This window comes from Xanthobacter dioxanivorans, assembly GCF_016807805.1.
GTDB lineage: Bacteria > Pseudomonadota > Alphaproteobacteria > Rhizobiales > Xanthobacteraceae > Xanthobacter > Xanthobacter dioxanivorans.
Genome location: NZ_CP063362.1, coordinates 3,827,400 through 3,845,543, shown reverse-complemented (window position 1 = coordinate 3,845,543; position 18,144 = coordinate 3,827,400). Strand labels below are relative to the sequence as shown.

The 18,144-nt window shown below is 66.5% G+C and carries 26 protein-coding genes; all 26 read right to left on the bottom strand.

Going from position 1 to position 18,144, the window contains the following annotated elements; translation table 11 throughout:
- Nucleotides 1–79: 79 nt before the first annotated feature.
- The gene (gene rplE / locus EZH22_RS17940) at nucleotides 80–637 is read right to left on the bottom strand and encodes a 50S ribosomal protein L5 (protein WP_203191868.1); all 558 of its coding nucleotides are present in this window, start codon (nucleotides 635–637) and stop codon (nucleotides 80–82) included.
- Nucleotides 630–947 carry a 50S ribosomal protein L24 gene (gene rplX / locus EZH22_RS17935; protein WP_203191867.1) on the bottom strand — a complete coding sequence of 106 codons (318 nt, stop codon included), beginning with the start codon at nucleotides 945–947 and terminating at the stop codon, nucleotides 630–632. The genes rplE and rplX overlap by 8 nt, the downstream gene beginning before the upstream one ends.
- A complete protein-coding gene (rplN, locus tag EZH22_RS17930; RefSeq protein WP_121625641.1) occupies nucleotides 947–1,315 on the bottom strand; it encodes a 50S ribosomal protein L14 in 369 nt (122 codons plus the stop codon). The genes rplX and rplN overlap by 1 nt, the downstream gene beginning before the upstream one ends.
- Nucleotides 1,316–1,507: 192 nt before the next feature.
- Complete coding sequence (gene rpsQ / locus EZH22_RS17925; protein WP_138398139.1) at nucleotides 1,508–1,756, bottom strand: 30S ribosomal protein S17; 249 nt, start codon at nucleotides 1,754–1,756, stop codon at nucleotides 1,508–1,510.
- Nucleotides 1,757–1,763: 7 nt separating this feature from the next.
- Entirely contained in the window at nucleotides 1,764–1,976 is a 213-nt protein-coding gene (gene rpmC / locus EZH22_RS17920; protein WP_203191866.1) for a 50S ribosomal protein L29, read from the bottom strand.
- 10 nt (nucleotides 1,977–1,986) lie between these two features.
- Nucleotides 1,987–2,400 (bottom strand): 50S ribosomal protein L16, encoded by a 414-nt coding sequence (gene rplP / locus EZH22_RS17915; RefSeq protein ID WP_169124360.1) that lies wholly within the window; start codon nucleotides 2,398–2,400, stop codon nucleotides 1,987–1,989.
- Nucleotides 2,401–2,429: 29 nt separating this feature from the next.
- Nucleotides 2,430–3,188 carry a 30S ribosomal protein S3 gene (rpsC, locus tag EZH22_RS17910; protein WP_203191865.1) on the bottom strand — a complete coding sequence of 253 codons (759 nt, stop codon included), beginning with the start codon at nucleotides 3,186–3,188 and terminating at the stop codon, nucleotides 2,430–2,432.
- A complete protein-coding gene (gene rplV / locus EZH22_RS17905; RefSeq protein WP_012113707.1) occupies nucleotides 3,188–3,568 on the bottom strand; it encodes a 50S ribosomal protein L22 in 381 nt (126 codons plus the stop codon). Before rplV ends, rpsC begins: the two co-directional genes overlap by 1 nt.
- A gap of 6 nt (nucleotides 3,569–3,574) precedes the next feature.
- Nucleotides 3,575–3,853, bottom strand: a complete 279-nt coding sequence (rpsS, locus tag EZH22_RS17900; RefSeq protein WP_203191864.1) for a 30S ribosomal protein S19 — start codon at nucleotides 3,851–3,853, stop codon at nucleotides 3,575–3,577.
- Nucleotides 3,854–3,864: 11 nt separating this feature from the next.
- Nucleotides 3,865–4,698 carry a 50S ribosomal protein L2 gene (rplB, locus tag EZH22_RS17895; RefSeq protein WP_203191863.1) on the bottom strand — a complete coding sequence of 278 codons (834 nt, stop codon included), beginning with the start codon at nucleotides 4,696–4,698 and terminating at the stop codon, nucleotides 3,865–3,867.
- A gap of 25 nt (nucleotides 4,699–4,723) precedes the next feature.
- Entirely contained in the window at nucleotides 4,724–5,032 is a 309-nt protein-coding gene (locus EZH22_RS17890) for a 50S ribosomal protein L23 (RefSeq protein ID WP_203191862.1), read from the bottom strand.
- Nucleotides 5,029–5,649, bottom strand: a complete 621-nt coding sequence (gene rplD, locus EZH22_RS17885) for a 50S ribosomal protein L4 (protein ID WP_203191861.1) — start codon at nucleotides 5,647–5,649, stop codon at nucleotides 5,029–5,031. The genes EZH22_RS17890 and rplD overlap by 4 nt, the downstream gene beginning before the upstream one ends.
- Nucleotides 5,649–6,374, bottom strand: a complete 726-nt coding sequence (gene rplC / locus EZH22_RS17880; protein ID WP_203191860.1) for a 50S ribosomal protein L3 — start codon at nucleotides 6,372–6,374, stop codon at nucleotides 5,649–5,651. Before rplC ends, rplD begins: the two co-directional genes overlap by 1 nt.
- A gap of 22 nt (nucleotides 6,375–6,396) precedes the next feature.
- Nucleotides 6,397–6,705, bottom strand: coding sequence for a 30S ribosomal protein S10 (rpsJ, locus tag EZH22_RS17875; RefSeq protein ID WP_012113701.1), 309 nt, complete (start codon nucleotides 6,703–6,705; stop codon nucleotides 6,397–6,399).
- 69 nt (nucleotides 6,706–6,774) lie between these two features.
- Nucleotides 6,775–7,965 (bottom strand): elongation factor Tu, encoded by a 1,191-nt coding sequence (tuf, locus tag EZH22_RS17870; protein WP_203191581.1) that lies wholly within the window; start codon nucleotides 7,963–7,965, stop codon nucleotides 6,775–6,777.
- An 85-nt stretch (nucleotides 7,966–8,050) separates the two neighbouring features.
- Nucleotides 8,051–10,126 carry an elongation factor G gene (fusA, locus tag EZH22_RS17865; RefSeq protein ID WP_203191859.1) on the bottom strand — a complete coding sequence of 692 codons (2,076 nt, stop codon included), beginning with the start codon at nucleotides 10,124–10,126 and terminating at the stop codon, nucleotides 8,051–8,053.
- 18 nt (nucleotides 10,127–10,144) lie between these two features.
- Nucleotides 10,145–10,615 carry a 30S ribosomal protein S7 gene (gene rpsG, locus EZH22_RS17860; protein WP_203191858.1) on the bottom strand — a complete coding sequence of 157 codons (471 nt, stop codon included), beginning with the start codon at nucleotides 10,613–10,615 and terminating at the stop codon, nucleotides 10,145–10,147.
- An 11-nt stretch (nucleotides 10,616–10,626) separates the two neighbouring features.
- Nucleotides 10,627–10,998, bottom strand: coding sequence for a 30S ribosomal protein S12 (gene rpsL / locus EZH22_RS17855; RefSeq protein WP_012171083.1), 372 nt, complete (start codon nucleotides 10,996–10,998; stop codon nucleotides 10,627–10,629).
- Nucleotides 10,999–11,460: 462 nt separating this feature from the next.
- Nucleotides 11,461–11,943, bottom strand: a complete 483-nt coding sequence (locus tag EZH22_RS17850; RefSeq protein WP_203191857.1) for a lysozyme inhibitor LprI family protein — start codon at nucleotides 11,941–11,943, stop codon at nucleotides 11,461–11,463.
- Nucleotides 11,944–12,010: 67 nt separating this feature from the next.
- Nucleotides 12,011–12,994, bottom strand: coding sequence for a malate dehydrogenase (locus EZH22_RS17845; protein WP_203191856.1), 984 nt, complete (start codon nucleotides 12,992–12,994; stop codon nucleotides 12,011–12,013).
- 202 nt (nucleotides 12,995–13,196) lie between these two features.
- Nucleotides 13,197–13,856, bottom strand: coding sequence for a TPM domain-containing protein (locus tag EZH22_RS17840; RefSeq protein WP_231711028.1), 660 nt, complete (start codon nucleotides 13,854–13,856; stop codon nucleotides 13,197–13,199).
- On the bottom strand, nucleotides 13,856–14,287 hold the full coding sequence (locus EZH22_RS17835; RefSeq protein WP_203191855.1) for a hypothetical protein: 432 nt from the start codon (nucleotides 14,285–14,287) through the stop codon (nucleotides 13,856–13,858). Before EZH22_RS17835 ends, EZH22_RS17840 begins: the two co-directional genes overlap by 1 nt.
- Nucleotides 14,288–14,298: 11 nt before the next feature.
- Nucleotides 14,299–15,114, bottom strand: coding sequence for a TPM domain-containing protein (locus EZH22_RS17830; RefSeq protein ID WP_203191854.1), 816 nt, complete (start codon nucleotides 15,112–15,114; stop codon nucleotides 14,299–14,301).
- A gap of 17 nt (nucleotides 15,115–15,131) precedes the next feature.
- Nucleotides 15,132–15,758 carry a LemA family protein gene (locus EZH22_RS17825; RefSeq protein WP_203191853.1) on the bottom strand — a complete coding sequence of 209 codons (627 nt, stop codon included), beginning with the start codon at nucleotides 15,756–15,758 and terminating at the stop codon, nucleotides 15,132–15,134.
- Nucleotides 15,759–15,870: 112 nt separating this feature from the next.
- Entirely contained in the window at nucleotides 15,871–16,470 is a 600-nt protein-coding gene (locus tag EZH22_RS17820) for a ParB-like protein (protein ID WP_203191852.1), read from the bottom strand.
- A 145-nt stretch (nucleotides 16,471–16,615) separates the two neighbouring features.
- Nucleotides 16,616–18,004: a class II fumarate hydratase gene (gene fumC / locus EZH22_RS17815; protein WP_203191851.1), complete on the bottom strand. Its 1,389-nt coding sequence runs from the start codon at nucleotides 18,002–18,004 to the stop codon at nucleotides 16,616–16,618.
- Nucleotides 18,005–18,144: the final 140 nt, after the last annotated feature.

Below are 18,144 nucleotides of genomic sequence, written 5' to 3'. Positions count from 1 at the left end.
GTCACTGGTCCATTCAAGCCGCCCGGGCGGGGCCCGGGCAGGACGGGCGCCGCTTTCGCGAAGCGCCCCTCATAGCCGCTCACTGGCGGAAGGGGAAGTTGAAGGCCTTCAGAAGCGCGCGGGCTTCCTCGTCCGTCTTCGCCGTGGTGCACACGATGATGTCCATGCCCCAGATCTGCTCGACGCGGTCGTAGTTGATCTCGGGGAACACGATGTGCTCCTTGATGCCCATGGCATAGTTGCCGCGGCCATCGAAGCTCTTCGGGTTCAGGCCGCGGAAGTCCCGCACGCGGGGCAGCGCCATGGTGACGAGCCGGTCAAGGAACTCGTACATGCGCACCTTGCGAAGGGTGACCTTCGCGCCGACCGGCTGGTTCTCGCGCAGCTTGAAGTTCGAGATCGCCTTGCGGGCCCGGGTGAGCACCGGCTTCTGGCCGGCGATCTGCGCCAGGTCGGCGGCGGCGGTCGTCGCCTTCTTGGTATCGGCAGTGGCCTCGCCGACGCCCATGTTGATGACGATCTTGTCGATCGTCGGCACTTCCATGGGGTTCTTGTAGCCGAACTGCTCGATCATCTTCGCCCGCACCACCTCGTCGTAGAAGGTGCGCAGCTTCGGGGTGTACGTCGCCTCAGCCATCGATCCTCTCCCCGGAACGCTTGGCCACGCGGACCTTGGTCCCGTCTTCCAGCACCTGGAAGCCGACGCGGGTCGGCTTGCCGTCCTTCGGATCGGCAACGGCGACGTTCGACAGCTGGATGGGAGCCTCCTTGGAGATGATCCCGCCCTCCTGGTTCGCCGACTGGCGCTGGTGACGCTTCACGATATTGACGCCGCGGACGAGCGCACGCTCCTCCTTCGGCAGCACCTGGATAACCTCGCCGGTGCGACCCTTGTCGCGGCCGGTGAGGACGACGACCTTGTCGCCCTTCTTGATCTTGGCGGCCATCACAGCACCTCCGGCGCCAGCGAGATGATCTTCATGTGGTTCTTGGCGCGCAGCTCGCGCGGAACCGGTCCGAAGATGCGGGTGCCCACCGGCTCCTTGTTGTTGTTGATCAGCACGGCGGCGTTCTTGTCGAACCGGATCACCGAGCCGTCCACGCGACGGATGTCCTTGGCGGTGCGAACCACCACGGCCTTCATCACGTCGCCCTTCTTCACGCGGCCGCGCGGAATAGCCTCCTTGACCGACACCACGATGATGTCGCCCACGTGGGCGTACTTCCGCTTGGAGCCGCCAAGCACCTTGATGCACATGACACGACGCGCACCGGAATTGTCCGCCACGTCGAGATTGGTCTGCATCTGGATCATGACGCACCTGTTCTCGTCATCCGGCGCCGCCGGCGCGCCGGCATTGCCTTGAACCCTTGTTTACCGTGCCCGCTCATCGGAACACGGCGTTGCCGCGATGCGGTCTCCACTCGGCATCCCTAGAGAGCCGACGGACCCGGCACCGGAGCCTTCCCCCGCCCAGACGATCCATCCGGGCGGGAAAACCTCATATCAGACTTCCGCGCGCTTCTCGCCCTGGATCACGATCCAGTTCTTGAGCTTGGAAATCGGCCGGTGCTCCTCGATCCACACCGTATCCCCCACCGACCAGGCATTGGCCTCGTCGTGGGCGTGATACTTCTTGGACCGGCGCACGGTCTTCTTCAGCAGCGGATGGGTGAAGCGACGCTCCACCCGGACCACCACGGTCTTGTCGGTCTTGTCGCTCACCACGACGCCCTGGAGCACGCGCTTCGGCATCGCTTCCTCACTTCGCCTTCTGCGCCGGCGAGCCGACGCGCTTTAGGGTCTGCACGGTCTTGATCCGCGCGATGTCGCGGCGGATCTGCTTGGACCGCGCAGTGTTCTCCAGCTGACCCGTCGCCTTCTGGAAGCGCAGGTTGAACTGTTCCTTCTTCAGCTTCAGCAGCTCATCGGCGAGCTGATCGGGGCTGAGGGCCCGAACGTCCTCGGCTTTCATGAGCCTCTCCTCACTCGGCGATGCGCTGGATGAAGCGCGTCTTGATGGGCAGCTTCGCCGCCGCGAGGGTCAGGGCCTCGCGGGCGGTCTCGACGCTGACCCCGTCGATCTCGAACATGATGCGGCCGGGCTTGACCCGGGCGGCCCAGTATTCCGGAGCGCCCTTGCCCTTGCCCATACGCACTTCGGTCGGCTTGGCCGACACCGGCACGTCCGGGAACACGCGGATCCACACGCGACCCGCGCGCTTCATGTGACGGGTGAGCGCGCGACGGGCCGCCTCGATCTGGCGGGCGGTGACACGCTCCGGCTCGACGGCCTTCAGGCCGAACTCGCCGAAATTCAGCTCCGTACCGCCCTTGGCGACGCCGTGGATGCGTCCCTTGAACTGCTTGCGGAACTTGGTGCGCTTGGGTTGCAGCATGGCTTAATCGCCTTCTCTCTCGCCAGCCGTCACGCGCGGGAGCCGCGATCGCGGTCACCGCGGTCGCCACGCTCGCGGTCGCCACGCTCACGCCGCTGGGGACGCGAGGAAGGACCGGCTTCCTGCTCGGCCTGGCGCTTGTCCTGCGCCATGGGATCGTGCTCGAGGATCTCGCCCTTGAACACCCACACCTTCACACCACACGTGCCGTAGGTGGTGAAGGCGGTGGCGGTGCCGTAGTCCACGTCCGCACGCAGGGTGTGCAGCGGCACGCGGCCTTCGCGGTACCATTCCAGGCGCGCGATCTCAGCGCCGCCGAGGCGGCCCGAGCAGTTGATGCGGATGCCTTCGGCACCGAGACGCATGGCCGACTGCACCGCGCGCTTCATGGCCCGGCGGAACGCCACGCGGCGCTCGAGCTGCTGGGCGATGGATTCGGCGACGAGACGGGCGTCGATCTCGGGCTTACGGATCTCGACGATATTGATGAAGACTTCCGAGCTGGTCATCTCGGAGACCTTCTTGCGCAGCTTGTCGATGTCCGCGCCCTTCTTGCCGATGACCACACCGGGACGACCGGAGTAGATGGTCACGCGGCACTTCTTGTGCGGACGCTCGATCACCACCTTGGACACCGCGGCCTGCTTGAGCTGCTTGAACAGCATCTCGCGGATCTTGATGTCCTCATGCAGGAGCCGGCCGTACTCGCCCTTGTTGGCGAACCAGCGCGAATCCCACGTGCGGTTGATGCCGAGCCGGAGCCCGATTGGATTGACCTTTTGACCCATCAGGCCCGCTCCTCGACTTCCCGCACCACGATGGTGATGTGGGAGAAGGGCTTCTCGATGCGCGAGGCGCGACCGCGCGCCCGCGGCGAGAACCGCTTCATCACCAGACCCTTGCCCACATGAGCCTCGGCGACGACGAGGTCGTCCACATCGAGCTCATGATTGTTCTCGGCGTTGGCGATCGCGCTCTCGAGGCACTTCCGCACGTCGCGGGCGATCCGCTTGTGGGAGAACTCGAGATCGGCGAGCGCCGTCGCCACCTTCTTGCCGCGGATGAGGCCCGCGACCAGGTTGAGCTTCTGCGGCGAGATGCGGAGATTGCGCAACACCGCCTTGGCTTCGTTGTCCGCGAGCGCGCGGGGCTTTGCCTGCTTACCCATGACCGATCACCGCCGCTTCGACTTCTTGTCGGCCGCGTGCCCGTAATAGGTACGGGTCGGCGCGAACTCGCCGAACTTGTGGCCGATCATTTCCTCGGAGACGTTCACGGGCACATGCTTGTGACCGTTGTAGACGCCGAAGGTTAAGCCCACGAATTGGGGCAGGATCGTGGAGCGCCGGCTCCAGATCTTGATGACGTCCCTGCGACCCGTGCCCGAAGCGGCTTCCGCCTTCTTCAGCAGGTAGCCGTCGACGAACGGGCCCTTCCAAACCGACCGTGTCATGTTTCAGGCCCTCACTTCTTCCGCTTGTGACGGCTGGACACGATGAACTTGTCCGTCGCCTTGTTGTTGCGGGTCTTCTTGCCCTTGGTGGGGAAGCCCCAGGGGGTGACCGGGTTGCGGCCACCGGACGTGCGGCCTTCGCCGCCACCATGCGGATGGTCCACCGGGTTCATGGTCACGCCGCGATTGTGCGGCTTGCGGCCGAGCCACCGGTTGCGCCCGGCCTTGCCGAGCGAGATGTTCATGTGGTCGGGGTTCGACACCGCGCCCACCGTGGCGTAGCAGGCGCCGAGAACGAGGCGCTGCTCACCGGAGTTGAGACGCACGATCACGTAGCCCTGGTCGCGGCCGACGATCTGCGCGTAGGTGCCGGCGGAGCGGGCGATCTGGCCGCCCTTGCCCACCTTCAGCTCCACGTTGTGGACGATGGTGCCCACCGGAAGCGAGGAGAGCGGGCCGGCATTGCCCGGCTTCACGTCCACCTGATCGCCCGCGATCACCTGGTCGCCGACGGCGAGGCGCTGCGGGGCGAGGATGTAGGCGAGATCGCCGTCCTCATACTTGATGAGGGCGATGAAGGCGGAGCGGTTCGGATCATACTCGATCCGCTCCACCGCGCCCGGCACGCCGCGCTTGGTGCGCTTGAAGTCCACCAGACGGTAGGTCTGCTTGTGACCGCCGCCACGGAAGCGGACCGTGATGCGACCGTTGTTGTTGCGCCCGCCCGAGGAGGTCTTGCCCTCGGTGAGCGTCTTGACCGGCTTGCCCTTGTAGAGGCCGGAGCGGTCCACGATCACGAGCTGGCGAAGGCTCGGCGTGACCGGCTTGAAATGCTTCAGCGCCATGGTCTTGTCCCGTTCCCCTCGGCTCTCAGAGGCCCGTGGTGATGTCGATCTTCTGGCCCTCTTCGAGGGTCACAACGGCCTTCTTGACGTCGCTCTGGACGCCCTTCCGGCCCTTGAAGATCTTCACCTTGCCCTTGCGGACCAGCGTATTCACGCTCTTCACCTTCACGTCGAACAGCTTCTCCACGGCCTCCTTGATGGCGGGCTTGGTGGCAGTCTTGGCGACGTTGAAGACAACCTTGTTCTGCTCGCTCGCCGTCGTCGCCTTCTCGGTGATGACGGGGGAGCGGATCACGTCGTAATGACGCGGCTCGATGTTACGCGCAGGGCTCATTTGAAGCGCGCCTCCAGCGCATCCACGGCGGCCTTGGTGAGGACCAGCGTATCGCGGCGCAGGATGTCGTAGACGTTGATGCCCTGGATCGGGAGCACGTCCACGTAGGGCAGGTTGCGCGCCGCGAGGGCCACGTTCTGCTCCACTTCGGACCCGTCCACGATGAGCACCGACGCCCATCCGAGCTGCGCGAAGCGCTCCTTCAGGCCCTTGGTCTTGGGATCGGCGAGCGACACCTTGTCGAGCACCACGATCTGCTCGGCCTTCACCTTGGAAGACAGGGCATGCTTCAGGGCCAGCGCGCGCACCTTCTTCGGCAGCTCGATGGCGTGGGAACGCACCACCGGGCCGAAGGCTCTGCCGCCGCCGCGGAACTGCGGCGCGGACGCCGCGCCGTGGCGGGCGTTGCCGGTGCCCTTCTGCTTGTACATCTTCTTGGACGTGCGGTTGATCTCCGAACGGCCCTTGGTGCGGTGCGTGCCGGCCTGGCGGCGCGACAGCTGCCAGGTCACGCACCGGTGCAGGATGTCCGCGCGCGGCTCGAGACCGAAGATCTCGTCCGACAGCGTCACGGAACCGGCGTCGGAGCCGTCGAGCGTCTTGACGGTGATTTCCATCACACGCCCTCCTCGTTGGCGGCTTCGGCGGCGGGAGCTTCCGAACCGTTGGTGAGCTTGAACGCGCCGGGCTTGGGGGCCTCGGCGGGCAGCTTCTTCTTCACCGCGTCACGCACGGTGATCCAGCCGCCCGCATGGCCGGGAACCGCGCCTTCGACGGCGATGAGGCCGCGCTCGACGTCGGTCATCACGACCTTGAGGTTCTGGGTGGTGACGGTGACGTCGCCCATGTGGCCCGGCATCTTCTTGTTCTTGAAGGTCTTGCCGGGGTCCTGACGGCCGCCGGTCGAACCAATCGAACGATGCGAGATGGACACGCCGTGCGTTGCGCGAAGACCACCGAAATTGTGGCGCTTCATGCCGCCGGCGAAACCCTTGCCGATGGTGGTGCCGGTGACGTCCACGTACTGGCCCACGACGAAGTGGTCAGCCGTGATCTCGGCGCCGACCGGGATCAGCGCCTCTTCCGGCACGCGGAACTCGGCCAGCTTGCGCTTGGGCTCGACCTGAGCCACCGCGAAATGGCCGCGCTCGGCGCGGGTCACGTTCTTGGGCTTGCGGCGGCCAGCACCAAGCTGGACCGCGACATAACCGTTATTGTCGAGCGTGCGGTGGGCAACCACCTGGCAGCTCTCAACCTTCAGCACAGTGACCGGCACGTGTTCGCCAGCATCAGTGAAGATGCGGGTCATGCCGACCTTCTGGGCGATGACGCCTGACCGCATGGTCGTGTCTCCTCGCACCACGTCAGAGCTTGATTTCGACGTCGACGCCAGCGGCGAGGTCGAGCTTCATCAGCGCGTCCACGGTCTGGGGAGTCGGGTCGACGATATCGAGCAACCGCTTGTGCGTGCGCATCTCGAACTGCTCGCGCGACTTCTTGTCGATGTGCGGAGAGCGATTGACGGTGAACTTCTCGATCCGCGTCGGCAGCGGAATCGGGCCGCGCACCTGCGCACCCGTGCGCTTGGCCGTGGCGACGATCTCGCGGGTCGACGCATCGAGGATGCGGTGATCGAACGCCTTAAGGCGAATTCGAATGTTCTGGCCGTTCATGGCTCAAAGGCTCCGGGAATGAGGGACGCGCGCCGGACGCAGCGCGTCCCCGTTTCTTCTTTTGTCAGATCACTCGATGATGGCGGCGACGACGCCGGCGCCAACCGTGCGGCCACCCTCGCGGATGGCGAAGCGCAGCTTCTCTTCCATGGCGATCGGCACGATCAGCGCCACGTCCATGGACACGTTGTCCCCCGGCATCACCATCTCGGTGCCTTCGGGCAGCGTGCACACGCCGGTCACGTCCGTCGTGCGGAAGTAGAACTGCGGCCGGTAGTTGGTGAAGAACGGGGTGTGGCGCCCGCCCTCTTCCTTGGTCAGGATGTAGGCCTCGGCCTTGAACTTGGTGTGCGGCTTCACCGTACCCGGCTTGCACACCACCTGGCCGCGCTCCACGTCCTCGCGCTTGGTGCCGCGAACCAGGATGCCCACGTTGTCGCCGGCCTGGCCCTGGTCCAGAAGCTTGCGGAACATCTCGACGCCGGTGACCGTGGTCTTCTGCGTCGGGCGGATGCCCACGATCTCGACTTCCTCGCCCACCTTGATGATCCCGCGCTCCACGCGGCCCGTCACCACCGTGCCGCGCCCCGAGATCGAGAACACGTCCTCGATCGGCATCAGGAACGGCAGGTCCACCGGACGCTCGGGCTGCGGGATGTAGGCGTCGACCGCCTCCATCAGCTTCAGAACCGCTTCCTTGCCCAGCTTCGGATCGCCGTTCTCAAGCGCCACCAGCGCCGAGCCGCGGATGATCGGGATGTCGTCCCCGGGGAAGTCGTACTTGGACAGAAGCTCGCGCACTTCCAGCTCGACCAGCTCGAGAAGCTCCTCGTCGTCGACCATGTCGCACTTGTTGAGGAACACCACCAGCGCCGGCACGCCCACCTGGCGGGCCAGAAGGATGTGCTCCCGGGTCTGCGGCATGGGGCCGTCGGCCGCCGAAACCACCAGGATCGCGCCGTCCATCTGCGCCGCGCCGGTGATCATGTTCTTCACATAATCCGCGTGCCCGGGGCAGTCCACGTGCGCGTAGTGACGGTTCGCCGTCTCGTATTCCACGTGCGCGGTCGAGATCGTGATGCCCCGCGCCTTCTCTTCCGGCGCCTTGTCGATCTGGTCGTACGCCGTGAACGTCGCCCCGCCCGTCTCCGCGAGGATCTTCGTGATCGCCGCCGTCAGCGACGTCTTGCCGTGATCAACGTGACCGATCGTGCCGATGTTGCAGTGCGGCTTCGAGCGGTTGAACTTCTCTTTGGCCATGGGACTCTCCGTTGGGTCTCTCTGGCAGAACCTGAAGGGTGAAAATCGGGTGAAGGCTCAGGCCGACGCGGGTGACGCTGAAGCGTTACGCGTACTTGGCCTGGACCTCCTGGGCGACGTTCGACGGCACCTGTTCGTAGTGGTCGAACTGCATGGTGAAGGTGGCGCGTCCCTGGCTGAAGGAACGCAGGGTGTTCACGTAGCCGAACATGTTGGCCAGCGGCACCATCGCGTTGATGACGTTCGCATTGCCACGCATGTCCTGGCCCTGGATCTGGCCACGACGGGAGTTCAGGTCGCCGATGACGGAGCCGGTATAGTCCTCCGGCGTCACCACCTCGACCTTCATGATCGGCTCGAGCAGCACCGAGGTGCCCTTCTGCAGGGCCTCGCGGAAGGCCGCGCGGGACGCGATCTCGAACGCCAGCGCCGAGGAGTCCACTTCGTGGAAGGCGCCGTCGGTGAGCGTCACCTTCACGTCCACCACCGGGAAGCCCGCCAGCACACCGGCGCCAAGCACGCTCTCGAGGCCCTTCTGGACGCCCGGGATGTACTCCTTCGGCACCGCGCCGCCGACGATGGCGCTCTCGAAGACGAAGCCCTTGCCGGCCTCGTTCGGCTCCACCGTGAACTTCACCCGCGCGAACTGGCCGGTACCACCGGTCTGCTTCTTGTGGGTGTAGTCCACCTCGGTCTTCTTCGTGAGGGTCTCACGATAGGCCACCTGGGGAGCGCCGATGTTGGCGTCCACCTTGTAGGTCCGCTTCAGGATGTCGACCTTGATGTCGAGATGAAGCTCGCCCATCCCCTTGAGGATGGTCTGGCCGCTCTCGAAGTCGGTGGACACGCGGAAGGACGGATCCTCGGCGGCGAGCTTGGAGAGGGCGATGCCCAGCTTCTCCTGGTCGGCCTTGGACTTCGGCTCGATGGCGATCTCGATGACCGGCTCCGGGAATTCCATCTTCTCCAGGATCACGGCCTTGGCCGGATCGCAGAGGGTATCGCCGGTGCGCACATCCTTGAGGCCGGCGAGGGCGACGATGTCGCCCGCATAGGCTTCCTTGATGTCTTCCCGGTTGTTGGCGTGCATCAGCAGCATCCGCCCGACGCGCTCGCGCTTGTCACGGGTGGAGTTGAGCAGCGCCATGCCGGTTTCCATCTTGCCGGCATAGACCCGGCAGAAGGTGATGGTCCCGACGAAGGGGTCGTCCATGATCTTGAACGCGAGCACCGAGGTGGGCTCCTCGTCCGAAGGCATGCGGACGGTGTCTTCCTCGGTCTTGAAGTCGATGCCCTTGATGGCGCCGCGATCGATGGGCGACGGCAGATAGTCCACCACCGCGTCGAGCAGGGGCTGCACGCCCTTGTTCTTGAAGGCCGAGCCGCAGAACACGGGGTTGAACTTGCGCCCGATCACCGCCTTGCGGATCAGCGACTTGAGGGTCGCCTCGTCCGGCTCGGTGCCGTCGAGATACGCGGCCATGGCGTCGTCGTCGAGCTCGACGGCGGCTTCCACCAGCTTGTTGCGATACTCGGCGGCCTTGTCGGCGAGGTCGGCCGGAATCTCTTCGTCGTGATACTTCGCGCCGAGGGCTTCATCTTCCCACACCACCGCCTTCATGCGGACGAGGTCGATGATGCCCTTGAAGTTGTTCTCCGAGCCGATCGGCAGCTGGCAGCACACGGGGTTGCCGGCCACGCGGTCGATGATCATCTCGACGCAGCGGTAGAAGTCGGCGCCGATCTTGTCCATCTTGTTGACGAACACGATGCGCGGCACGTTGTACTTGTCCGCCTGGCGCCACACCGTCTCGGTCTGCGGCTCGACGCCCTGGTTGCCGTCCAGCACGCACACGGCGCCGTCGAGCACGCGGAGCGAGCGCTCCACCTCGATGGTGAAGTCCACATGCCCGGGGGTGTCGATGATGTTCAGGCGCTTGCCCAGCCAGATGGCAGTCGTCGCGGCCGACGTGATGGTGATGCCGCGTTCCTGCTCCTGGGTCATCCAATCCATGGTGGCGGCGCCATCATGGACTTCACCGATCTTGTGGCTCTTGCCGGTGTAATAGAGGATCCGCTCCGTGGTCGTGGTCTTGCCGGCATCGATGTGCGCCATGATGCCGAAGTTGCGGTAGTCCTCGATCGCGTGAGTACGGGGCATGGAAGTCGTCCTCTCCGATCACCAGCGGTAATGCGAGAAGGCACGGTTGGCTTCCGCCATACGGTGCGTATCTTCGCGTTTCTTGACGGCGGCGCCACGGTTGTTCGCGGCGTCCAGCAGCTCGGCGGAGAGACGCTCCACCATGGTCTTCTCGTTGCGGGCGCGGGCCGAGGCGATGAGCCAGCGGATGGCCAGCGTCTGACGGCGCTCGTTACGCACCTCGACGGGCACCTGGTAGGTGGCGCCGCCGACGCGGCGGGAGCGGACTTCCACCGCCGGGGCCACGTTCTCCAGCGCCTGGATGAACACCTCCACCGGATCGTGCTTGGCCTTGCCCTCGACCACGTCGAGAGCGCCGTACACGATGTTCTCGGCAACCGACTTCTTGCCGTCGCGCATGACGGAATTCATGAAGCGCGACAGGGTGGTCGAACCGTACTTGGCGTCCGGGATGACTTCGCGGCGCTCGGCCTTGTGACGACGGGACATCGTTCAGATCCTCACTTCGGCCGCTTCGCGCCGTACTTCGAACGGCGCTGCTTGCGGTTCTTGACGCCCTGGGTGTCGAGCACGCCGCGCAGGATGTGGTAGCGCACGCCGGGAAGATCCTTCACGCGGCCGCCGCGGATCATCACCACGGAGTGCTCCTGAAGGTTGTGGCCTTCACCGGGGATGTAGCCGATCACTTCGTAGCTGTTGGTGAGCCGCACCTTGGCGACCTTGCGCAGAGCCGAGTTCGGCTTCTTCGGGGTCGTCGTGTAAACGCGCGTGCAGACGCCGCGCTTCTGGGGGCTCGACTGGAGCGCCGGCGCCTTGTCCCGCGCCTTCTGCGCTTCCCGCGGCTTACGGATCAGCTGGTTGATCGTCGGCATGTACGCCTTCGCCTCGTCCTGATCTGCGGATTACCCGCATTCTTCATTCGACGATCCTTTTCGGGACCGCCACGACTGACCCCGAAGGGTCGGAAATTCCACGGGGCGACGAATCGCCCCCTGCACCAACGAGCGCAAAAGGCGCCGTTCGCCACCCGCAAGGGGGCGAACACGCCTTTCTCGCGACAGAGGATCACGACGCTCCGGTCCCGGTTCGGGAGGGCGCCGCGATCATGCACCTGAAGTTATCGCAGTGCTGTTCCTGGCAGCGTTTCGGCTCTCGGATCGGGCTCGTTCCGCTGCTGATTCAGCACCTGGAAACTATGAGCCGATCGCTCAGACGCCGACCGCCTGCCGCGAAAGTGGGCCGCTTCTAGCCGCAGAGTCGCTCTGCGTCAAGCCTGCGATGCTGTCCGGGGGCTGAAAATTAAGGATTGCCGCCCGCCCCGGCGCATCGCCGGCCTATTGGCCCGCATCCGCCGCGTTGTCCATGAACCCCTTGAGGAACAAGGCTCTTTCCGCGGTGTGGCGGTTGTAGCAGGCGGCGGACATGATCTGCGCCATGCTCCCGCCGTCATGAAAGGCGGAATAGAAGCCGCAGGTCGTCTTGCGCGCCTCGATCCAGGCGCGCTCCGATTCCCTCAGCTTCGCCGCCTTCTCCTTCGGCAGGCGGGCCATGAGGGCCTTGTAGTCGGCGTTGAGCCGGGCGTCCCACGCCTCGGCCTCCCGGCGGTAGCAGCCGGCCTCGCCGGACGTGCTGGGGTCCCGCCCCTCATCCAGGCAGGCATTTGCGTAGGTGTCGATGCAGGTCCGCGCCCCGAGCGGCTCGTTTTCAGCCTTTTCGAGGCATCTTGATACCACCGCAGCAGCATCGGATGCCTCGGCCTGCACCCCGGCGGGGACCGCCAGCAGCAGCAGGAGGCCGAGGCCAAGGGTACGGATCATCGGCTCCTCCAAAGGGCCGTCAGGCCGCCGGCCCCCTTCCGCCGGCGGCGGAGGGGGGCCGGAGCGTTCAGCCCAGAAGGGCGGCGACGCCGTCGCGCTCCTCAAGCAGTTCCTTCAGGGTCTTGTCCAGCATGGACTGGGAGAAGTCGTCCATGGGCAGGCCCTTCACGACCTCGTATTCGCCGGCGGTGCAGATCGCCGGCACGCCGAAGACGATGCCTTCCGGCACGCCGTAGGAGCCGTCCGAGGCGACGCCCATGGACACCCACTTGCCGGCGGTGCCGTGGATCCAGTCGTGCATGTGGTCGATGGCGGCATTGGCCGCCGAGGCCGCCGACGACAGGCCGCGCGCCTCGATGATGGCGGCGCCGCGCTTGCCGACGGTCGGCAGCAGCGTCTCGCGATACCAGGTCTCGTCATTGATGAGCCCGGGCAGCGCCTTGCCGTTGGCCGTGGCGAAGCGGTAGTCGGCGTACATGGTGGGCGAGTGGTTGCCCCACACCGCCACCTTCTCGATGTCCTTGCTGGCGATGCCGGCCTTGGCGGCGAACTGGGACAGCGCGCGATTGTGATCGAGCCGCAGCATGGCGGTGATGTTGCGGGCCGGCAGATCGGGGGCGCTCTTGGCGGTGATGTAGGCGTTGGTGTTGGCCGGATTGCCGACCACCAGCACCTTCACGTCGCGCTTGGCCACCTCGTTGAGGGCCTTGCCCTGGACCTTGAAGATCTCGGCGTTGGCGGAGAGCAGGTCGGCGCGCTCCATGCCCTTCGAGCGCGGGCGGGCGCCCACGAGGATGGCGGCGTCGATGTCCTTGAACGCAACCTTCGGATCGTCGGTGATGACCACGCCGGCAAAGTTCGGGAACGCGCAGTCCTCGATCTCCATCACCACGCCTTTGACCGCGCCCTGCGCCTGGGGCAGGTCGAGCAGCTGCAGGATGACCGGCTGGTCCTTGCCGAAAAGATCGCCGTTGGCGATGCGGAAAAGCAGTGAATAGCAAATCTGACCGGCGGCGCCCGTGACAGCGACGCGAACGGCGGGTTTGGTCATAGGAGGAAGCCCTTTGCCTTGGACGAGCCCCGAAGGCTCGGGCGCGCAATCTATGCTGCGGCGCGGCCGATGGAAAGGCGCCGCGCCCCTCCGATTCGCGCTTTCCGATTGGCCCTTGGTCTAGATCCGCGCGCGGCGCGGCGGGAGCGGCGTACTCCCGTTCATCCGCCATCCCGCAGCCGCCCGCCTCCGGGGCAGCCGGTCAGAGCACGATCACGTGGTTCGACAGCTCGTCGCGGTCCCCCGGCTTGCGGGGCAGCGGTCCGGACAGGAGCTTGCCCGCCTTCTCCACCCCCGCCACCAGCCCTTCGGCCAGGCTGCCCTGCCCCGCCCGCTGGGCCACCGCATCGCAGATGTCCTGCCATGCGCCATGGCCGAGCGGCGTGTGCACCCCCTCGTCGGCGACCACCTCCACCAGGCGCTCGCGCGCCGCCACGAAGATGAGGATGCCGGTGCGACCCGGGGTCTGCGGAATGCCGTGGGCCAGGAAGATCTCCAGCGCCGCGCTGCGCGCCGCCGACTTCTGCGCCAGCCGCGGGATCACCCGCGAGGCGATGCCCGGCAGCAGCAGCACGGCGGCGATCACCACGAACAGGCCCGCCTGCAGCGACAGCACTGTGGACGCCGGCATGGGATTGAGGATGAGCACGGCCCAGGGCAGCACCAGCGCCGCAAGCGCCGCCCACAGCACGGAGAAGAAGGGATGCTGCACCAGCGGCGCCCGCGCCACCACCACGCGAATCTCGGCGGAGGTCTTCGCCTCGGCGGCGGCCACCGCATCGGCGATGCGCAGGAGCTCCGTCGGAGGAAGGCCGAAGCGGCTCGCATCCTCGGTCAGCGAACCCGGTGCCACGTTCGTCATCAATAGTCTCCCGATGCTCCCGCGCCCCCCGACGAGCCTCCACCGCGTTCAACCGGAGTGGGCCTGCCGGTTTCCGTACGTCCGCCCGCCGTGGTTCGCACCGTCCCGGTCGCGCGGGCCAGAAAGACAATCACCTTCCGCAGTCGGCTGGTGCGGGATTTCGGCACCAGCCCGAAAGCCAGCAGCAGCTTCGCCACGAATGAGATCACCACAAGTGCGGCAATGGCGAGGAAGAGCAGCATGACCAGCGCCGCGCCAAGGCCCACCGTTTCGACCTCCGAACCCACGACTTCGGCCGCCGCCGCACCGGCGCGGAAAACCAGGGCGAAGCCGGCGAGGAGAATAGCGGCCGGCGCGCCGGCGAAACGGCCGAGCCATCCGCACCTCTGCCTGATCTCCCCTCCGGCTCCCCAGCCTTCGCTCCAGAGCATGCCGCCGATCCTCACCAGTCTCCCGAAGCACCGCCGCCGCCGGAAGATCCCCCGCCACCGGACCAGCCGCCGCCGCCTCCGCCGCCGCTGGACCCGCCACCGAAGCCGCCGCCCCAGTCCCAGCTGGAGGCCGCGCCGCCCGCCGCCGCCGCGCGACCGCGCCGCCGCGTCACCGCTCCGCCCCCCGGACCTCCGCCGCCCCGCGTCACCCGCCAGATGATGAAGCCCCAGAACAGGAGCATCACGGCGAGGAAGATGAGGTTGTCGATCTCGTCCTCGGTCATGCCCGGCTTTTCGAGGGCCTTGGCGCGGGCCCGCGCCTCGTCCGGGTCGAGGTTGAGGATTTCGAGGATGGCATCCGTGCCCTTCACGATGCCGCCGGCCATGTCGCCGGCCTTGAAGGCGGGCACCACGGCGTTGCGGATGATGGTGGAGGACACCGCATCGGTGAGGATGCCCTCGAGGCCGTAGCCCACCTCGATGCGCACCTTGCGCTCGCCCGGCGCCACCAGGAGCAGCACGCCGTTGTTCTTCTTCGCCTGCCCGATCTGCCAAAAGCGGAACAGGCGGTTGGCGTAGTCCTCCACCGACGTGCCCTGGAGCGAGGGAACGGTGGCCACCACCACCTGGTCGGTGGCCTTCGCCTCCTGCGCCGCGAGCTTGGCGTCGAGGGCGGCCACGGTGGCGGGCGGCAGCACGTGGGCCGCGTCCACCACCCGGCCGGTGAGGGCGGGAAAGGTCAGCTCCGCCCGTGCCGCGCCGCAGGCAAAGAGGACCCCCGCCAGCAAGGCCAGCGCGCGGAGGCCGGAAACGGCGGGACGGCGCACGGCCGGACCCGCCCGGCTCAGTTGAACTTCACCTTCGGCACCTGCATCTGCTGCTCGGAGATGGTGAAGGTCTCCATGGGCTTGTAGGCGCGATAGAGGGTCGCCGCCCACAGCGCGCCGGGGAAGGTCTTCAGCTCGGTGTTGTAGACCCGTACCGCCTCGATGTAGTCGCGCCGCGCCACCGCGATGCGGTTCTCGGTGCCCTCGATCTGCGACTGGAGGGCGAGGAAGTTGGCGTTGGACTTGAGGTCCGGATAGGCTTCCGACACCGCGATCAGCCGCCCGAGAGCGCTGGAGAGGCCCGCCTGGGCGTCCTGGAACTGCTTGAACTGCTCGGGATTGGTGATGGTGGAGGCGTCCACCCTGATGGAGGTGGCCTTGGCCCGCGCCTCGATGACCGAGGTCAGCACGTCCTTCTCCTGGGCCGCGTAGCCCTTCACCGTCTCCACCAGGTTGGGAATGAGGTCGGAGCGGCGCTGATACTGGTTCAGCACATCGCTCCAGGCGGCCTTGGCGCGCTCTTCCTCGGTGGGAATCACGTTGATGCCGCAGCCGGCCAGCATCAGCCCGGCGAGCACGACGAAGAGCGGAGCCCGGATGCGGGCGAAATGCTGGAGTGCGGTGGACTTGAGTGCGGTGATCATGGCGGCCCCTCCCCTGTCGTCTGCGTCGTCGGCGCGGACCCGGCCGCGGCCGTCGACGCCCGGCGGGCTTATAACACGGCGCGGCTCCGGAAAGGTCCCCCGCCGCTCGCCCTCACTTCGGTCCGAGATAGCCCGGCAGGTCCTGCGCCTCGTCGAGGCGGGAGAGCTTCACGGCGAGCTTTTCGGCCAGCTCGATGTCGGTCTCGAGCAGCCGCGTGGTCATGAAGGAGCGGTAGTAGTTGCCCCACATGAATTCCTGGAACGGCGTGTCCTCGTTGGAATAGGCCTTGCCCCGGACGCCGCGGGCGAGGGTGCGCCACGGATTGTCGGTGAGCTCGCTGATGTGGCCGGGAATCTTGATGCAGGGGCGCCGGTTGCCTTCCACGTCGATGGGCCAGCACAGGCTCTGCGCCTCCATGCGGTGCCAGAACGCCGGCAGGTCGAGGTCGGACCAGTCGTATTGCGGAACCTTCACCAGCACCGTGTCGTGGCAGATCTCCAGCAGCACCCGGCACAGATGGTGATGGTCGGTCATGTAGAGGCGCTTCTTCGGACCGAGCACGCAGGGCACCGCCTTCCTCTCCAGCTCGGCGCGGAGCGCAGGCTTGGAGAGGCCGGCCATGACCCTGGCCCGGCGCGCCACCTCGTCGAGGCCCAGGGTGAGCTGGGTCGGGTGCAGGGTGTCGATGGCGATTTCCCGGACGTCGGCCACGGCGGGTCTCCCTGCGCGCCGTTGCGGCGCGGCTTCGGCACGGGCGGCGTCGCCGCCGCCGGCCCATCATGGCGCGAAACGCAGATGGCGGCATCCCCGCCGGGGGATGCCGCCATCTGCCACCCACAGGAGTTTGGATGCGGCCTCAGCCCGGCGAGATCATCTTCTCGGGACGGACCACGGCGTCGAACTCCTCGTTGGTCACGTAGCCGCCGCCCACCGCCTCGTCGCGCAGGGTGGTGCCGTTCTTGTGCGCGGTCTTGGCGATCTTGGCGGCGTTGTCGTAGCCGATCTTCGGAGCGAGGGCGGTGACCAGCATGAGCGAACGCTCCAGCGCCGCCTTGATGTTGTCTTCGCGCGCCTCGATGCCCACCACGCAATTGTCGGTGAAGCTCACCGCCGCATCCGCCATCAGCCGCACCGACTGGAGGAAGTTGTAGGCCATCACCGGATTGTAGACGTTGAGCTCGAAATGACCCTGGCTGCCGGCGAAGGAGAGCGCGGCGTTGTTGCCGAAGATCTGCACGCAGACCTGGGTGAGCGCCTCGCACTGGGTCGGGTTCACCTTGCCCGGCATGATGGAGGAGCCGGGCTCGTTCTCCGGCAGGGACAATTCGCCGAGGCCCGAGCGCGGGCCCGAGCCGAGCAGGCGAATGTCGTTGGCGATCTTGAACAGGGACACCGCCACCGTGTTGATGGCGCCATGCGAGAACACCATGGCGTCATGGGCGGCGAGCGCCTCGAACTTGTTCGGGGCGGAGGTGAAGGCGAGGCCGGTGATGTCGGCGATCTTGGCCGCCACCTGCTCGGCGAAGCCCACCGGCGCGTTGAGGCCGGTGCCCACGGCGGTCCCGCCCTGGGCGAGCTCCATCAGCGCCGGCAGCGTCATCTCGATGCGCTTGATGCCATTCTCCACCTGCTGGGCGTAGCCGGAGAATTCCTGGCCCAGGGTGAGCGGGGTCGCATCCTGGGTGTGGGTGCGGCCGATCTTGATGATGTTCTTCCACGCGGCGGACTTGGCGGCGAGCGCGCCGTGCAGGTGCTTCAGCGCCGGCAGCAGACGGTGGACGATCTCCTCGGCGCAGGCGATGTGCATGGCCGTAGGATAGGTGTCGTTGGACGACTGGCTCATGTTGACGTGATCGTTGGGGTGCACCGGCTTCTTGGAGCCCATCACCCCGCCGAGCATCTCGATGGCCCGGTTCGAGATCACTTCATTGGCATTCATGTTGGACTGGGTGCCCGAGCCGGTCTGCCACACGGCGAGGGGGAAGTGGGCGTCGAGCTTGCCGTCGATCACCTCCTGCGCAGCGGCGACGATGGCCTCGGCCAGCGCGGGATCGAGCCGGCCGAGGTCCCGGTTCACCTCGGCGGCGGCGCGCTTGACGATGCCGAGAGCCCGCACCACCGGCAGCGGCTGTTTCTCCCAGCCGATCTTGAAGTTCCCGAGGGAGCGCTGCGCCTGCGCGCCCCAGTAGCGGTCGGTTTCGACCTCGATCGGGCCGAACGTGTCGGTCTCGGTGCGGGTGGTCATGGCTTCACCTTTCCTTCGTATCCTCGTGCCGCGGCGGGCGGGCTCATAGCACAGCTGGCGCCCCCGCGGGGAGACGCGGACGTTTACTAAAATAATTCCAGAGTGGTAGCCGGCGGATGTTACCACTCCCTCATTTCGCA

Coding starts and splice junctions, on each gene's coding strand:
- rplE (WP_203191868.1), bottom strand. CDS start 637: ATGGCTGAGGCGACGTACACCCCGAAGCTGCGCACCTTCTACGACGAG.
- rplX (WP_203191867.1), bottom strand. CDS start 947: ATGGCCGCCAAGATCAAGAAGGGCGACAAGGTCGTCGTCCTCACCGGC.
- rplN (WP_121625641.1), bottom strand. CDS start 1,315: ATGATCCAGATGCAGACCAATCTCGACGTGGCGGACAATTCCGGTGCG.
- rpsQ (WP_138398139.1), bottom strand. CDS start 1,756: ATGCCGAAGCGCGTGCTCCAGGGCGTCGTGGTGAGCGACAAGACCGAC.
- rpmC (WP_203191866.1), bottom strand. CDS start 1,976: ATGAAAGCCGAGGACGTTCGGGCCCTCAGCCCCGATCAGCTCGCCGAT.
- rplP (WP_169124360.1), bottom strand. CDS start 2,400: ATGCTGCAACCCAAGCGCACCAAGTTCCGCAAGCAGTTCAAGGGACGC.
- rpsC (WP_203191865.1), bottom strand. CDS start 3,188: ATGGGTCAAAAGGTCAATCCAATCGGGCTCCGGCTCGGCATCAACCGC.
- rplV (WP_012113707.1), bottom strand. CDS start 3,568: ATGGGTAAGCAGGCAAAGCCCCGCGCGCTCGCGGACAACGAAGCCAAG.
- rpsS (WP_203191864.1), bottom strand. CDS start 3,853: ATGACACGGTCGGTTTGGAAGGGCCCGTTCGTCGACGGCTACCTGCTG.
- rplB (WP_203191863.1), bottom strand. CDS start 4,698: ATGGCGCTGAAGCATTTCAAGCCGGTCACGCCGAGCCTTCGCCAGCTC.
- EZH22_RS17890 (WP_203191862.1), bottom strand. CDS start 5,032: ATGAGCCCTGCGCGTAACATCGAGCCGCGTCATTACGACGTGATCCGC.
- rplD (WP_203191861.1), bottom strand. CDS start 5,649: ATGGAAATCACCGTCAAGACGCTCGACGGCTCCGACGCCGGTTCCGTG.
- rplC (WP_203191860.1), bottom strand. CDS start 6,374: ATGCGGTCAGGCGTCATCGCCCAGAAGGTCGGCATGACCCGCATCTTC.
- rpsJ (WP_012113701.1), bottom strand. CDS start 6,705: ATGAACGGCCAGAACATTCGAATTCGCCTTAAGGCGTTCGATCACCGC.
- tuf (WP_203191581.1), bottom strand. CDS start 7,965: ATGGCCAAAGAGAAGTTCAACCGCTCGAAGCCGCACTGCAACATCGGC.
- fusA (WP_203191859.1), bottom strand. CDS start 10,126: ATGCCCCGTACTCACGCGATCGAGGACTACCGCAACTTCGGCATCATG.
- rpsG (WP_203191858.1), bottom strand. CDS start 10,615: ATGTCCCGTCGTCACAAGGCCGAGCGCCGCGAAGTCATCCCGGACGCC.
- rpsL (WP_012171083.1), bottom strand. CDS start 10,998: ATGCCGACGATCAACCAGCTGATCCGTAAGCCGCGGGAAGCGCAGAAG.
- EZH22_RS17850 (WP_203191857.1), bottom strand. CDS start 11,943: ATGATCCGTACCCTTGGCCTCGGCCTCCTGCTGCTGCTGGCGGTCCCC.
- EZH22_RS17845 (WP_203191856.1), bottom strand. CDS start 12,994: ATGACCAAACCCGCCGTTCGCGTCGCTGTCACGGGCGCCGCCGGTCAG.
- EZH22_RS17840 (WP_231711028.1), bottom strand. CDS start 13,856: ATGACGAACGTGGCACCGGGTTCGCTGACCGAGGATGCGAGCCGCTTC.
- EZH22_RS17835 (WP_203191855.1), bottom strand. CDS start 14,287: ATGCTCTGGAGCGAAGGCTGGGGAGCCGGAGGGGAGATCAGGCAGAGG.
- EZH22_RS17825 (WP_203191853.1), bottom strand. CDS start 15,758: ATGATCACCGCACTCAAGTCCACCGCACTCCAGCATTTCGCCCGCATC.
- fumC (WP_203191851.1), bottom strand. CDS start 18,004: ATGACCACCCGCACCGAGACCGACACGTTCGGCCCGATCGAGGTCGAA.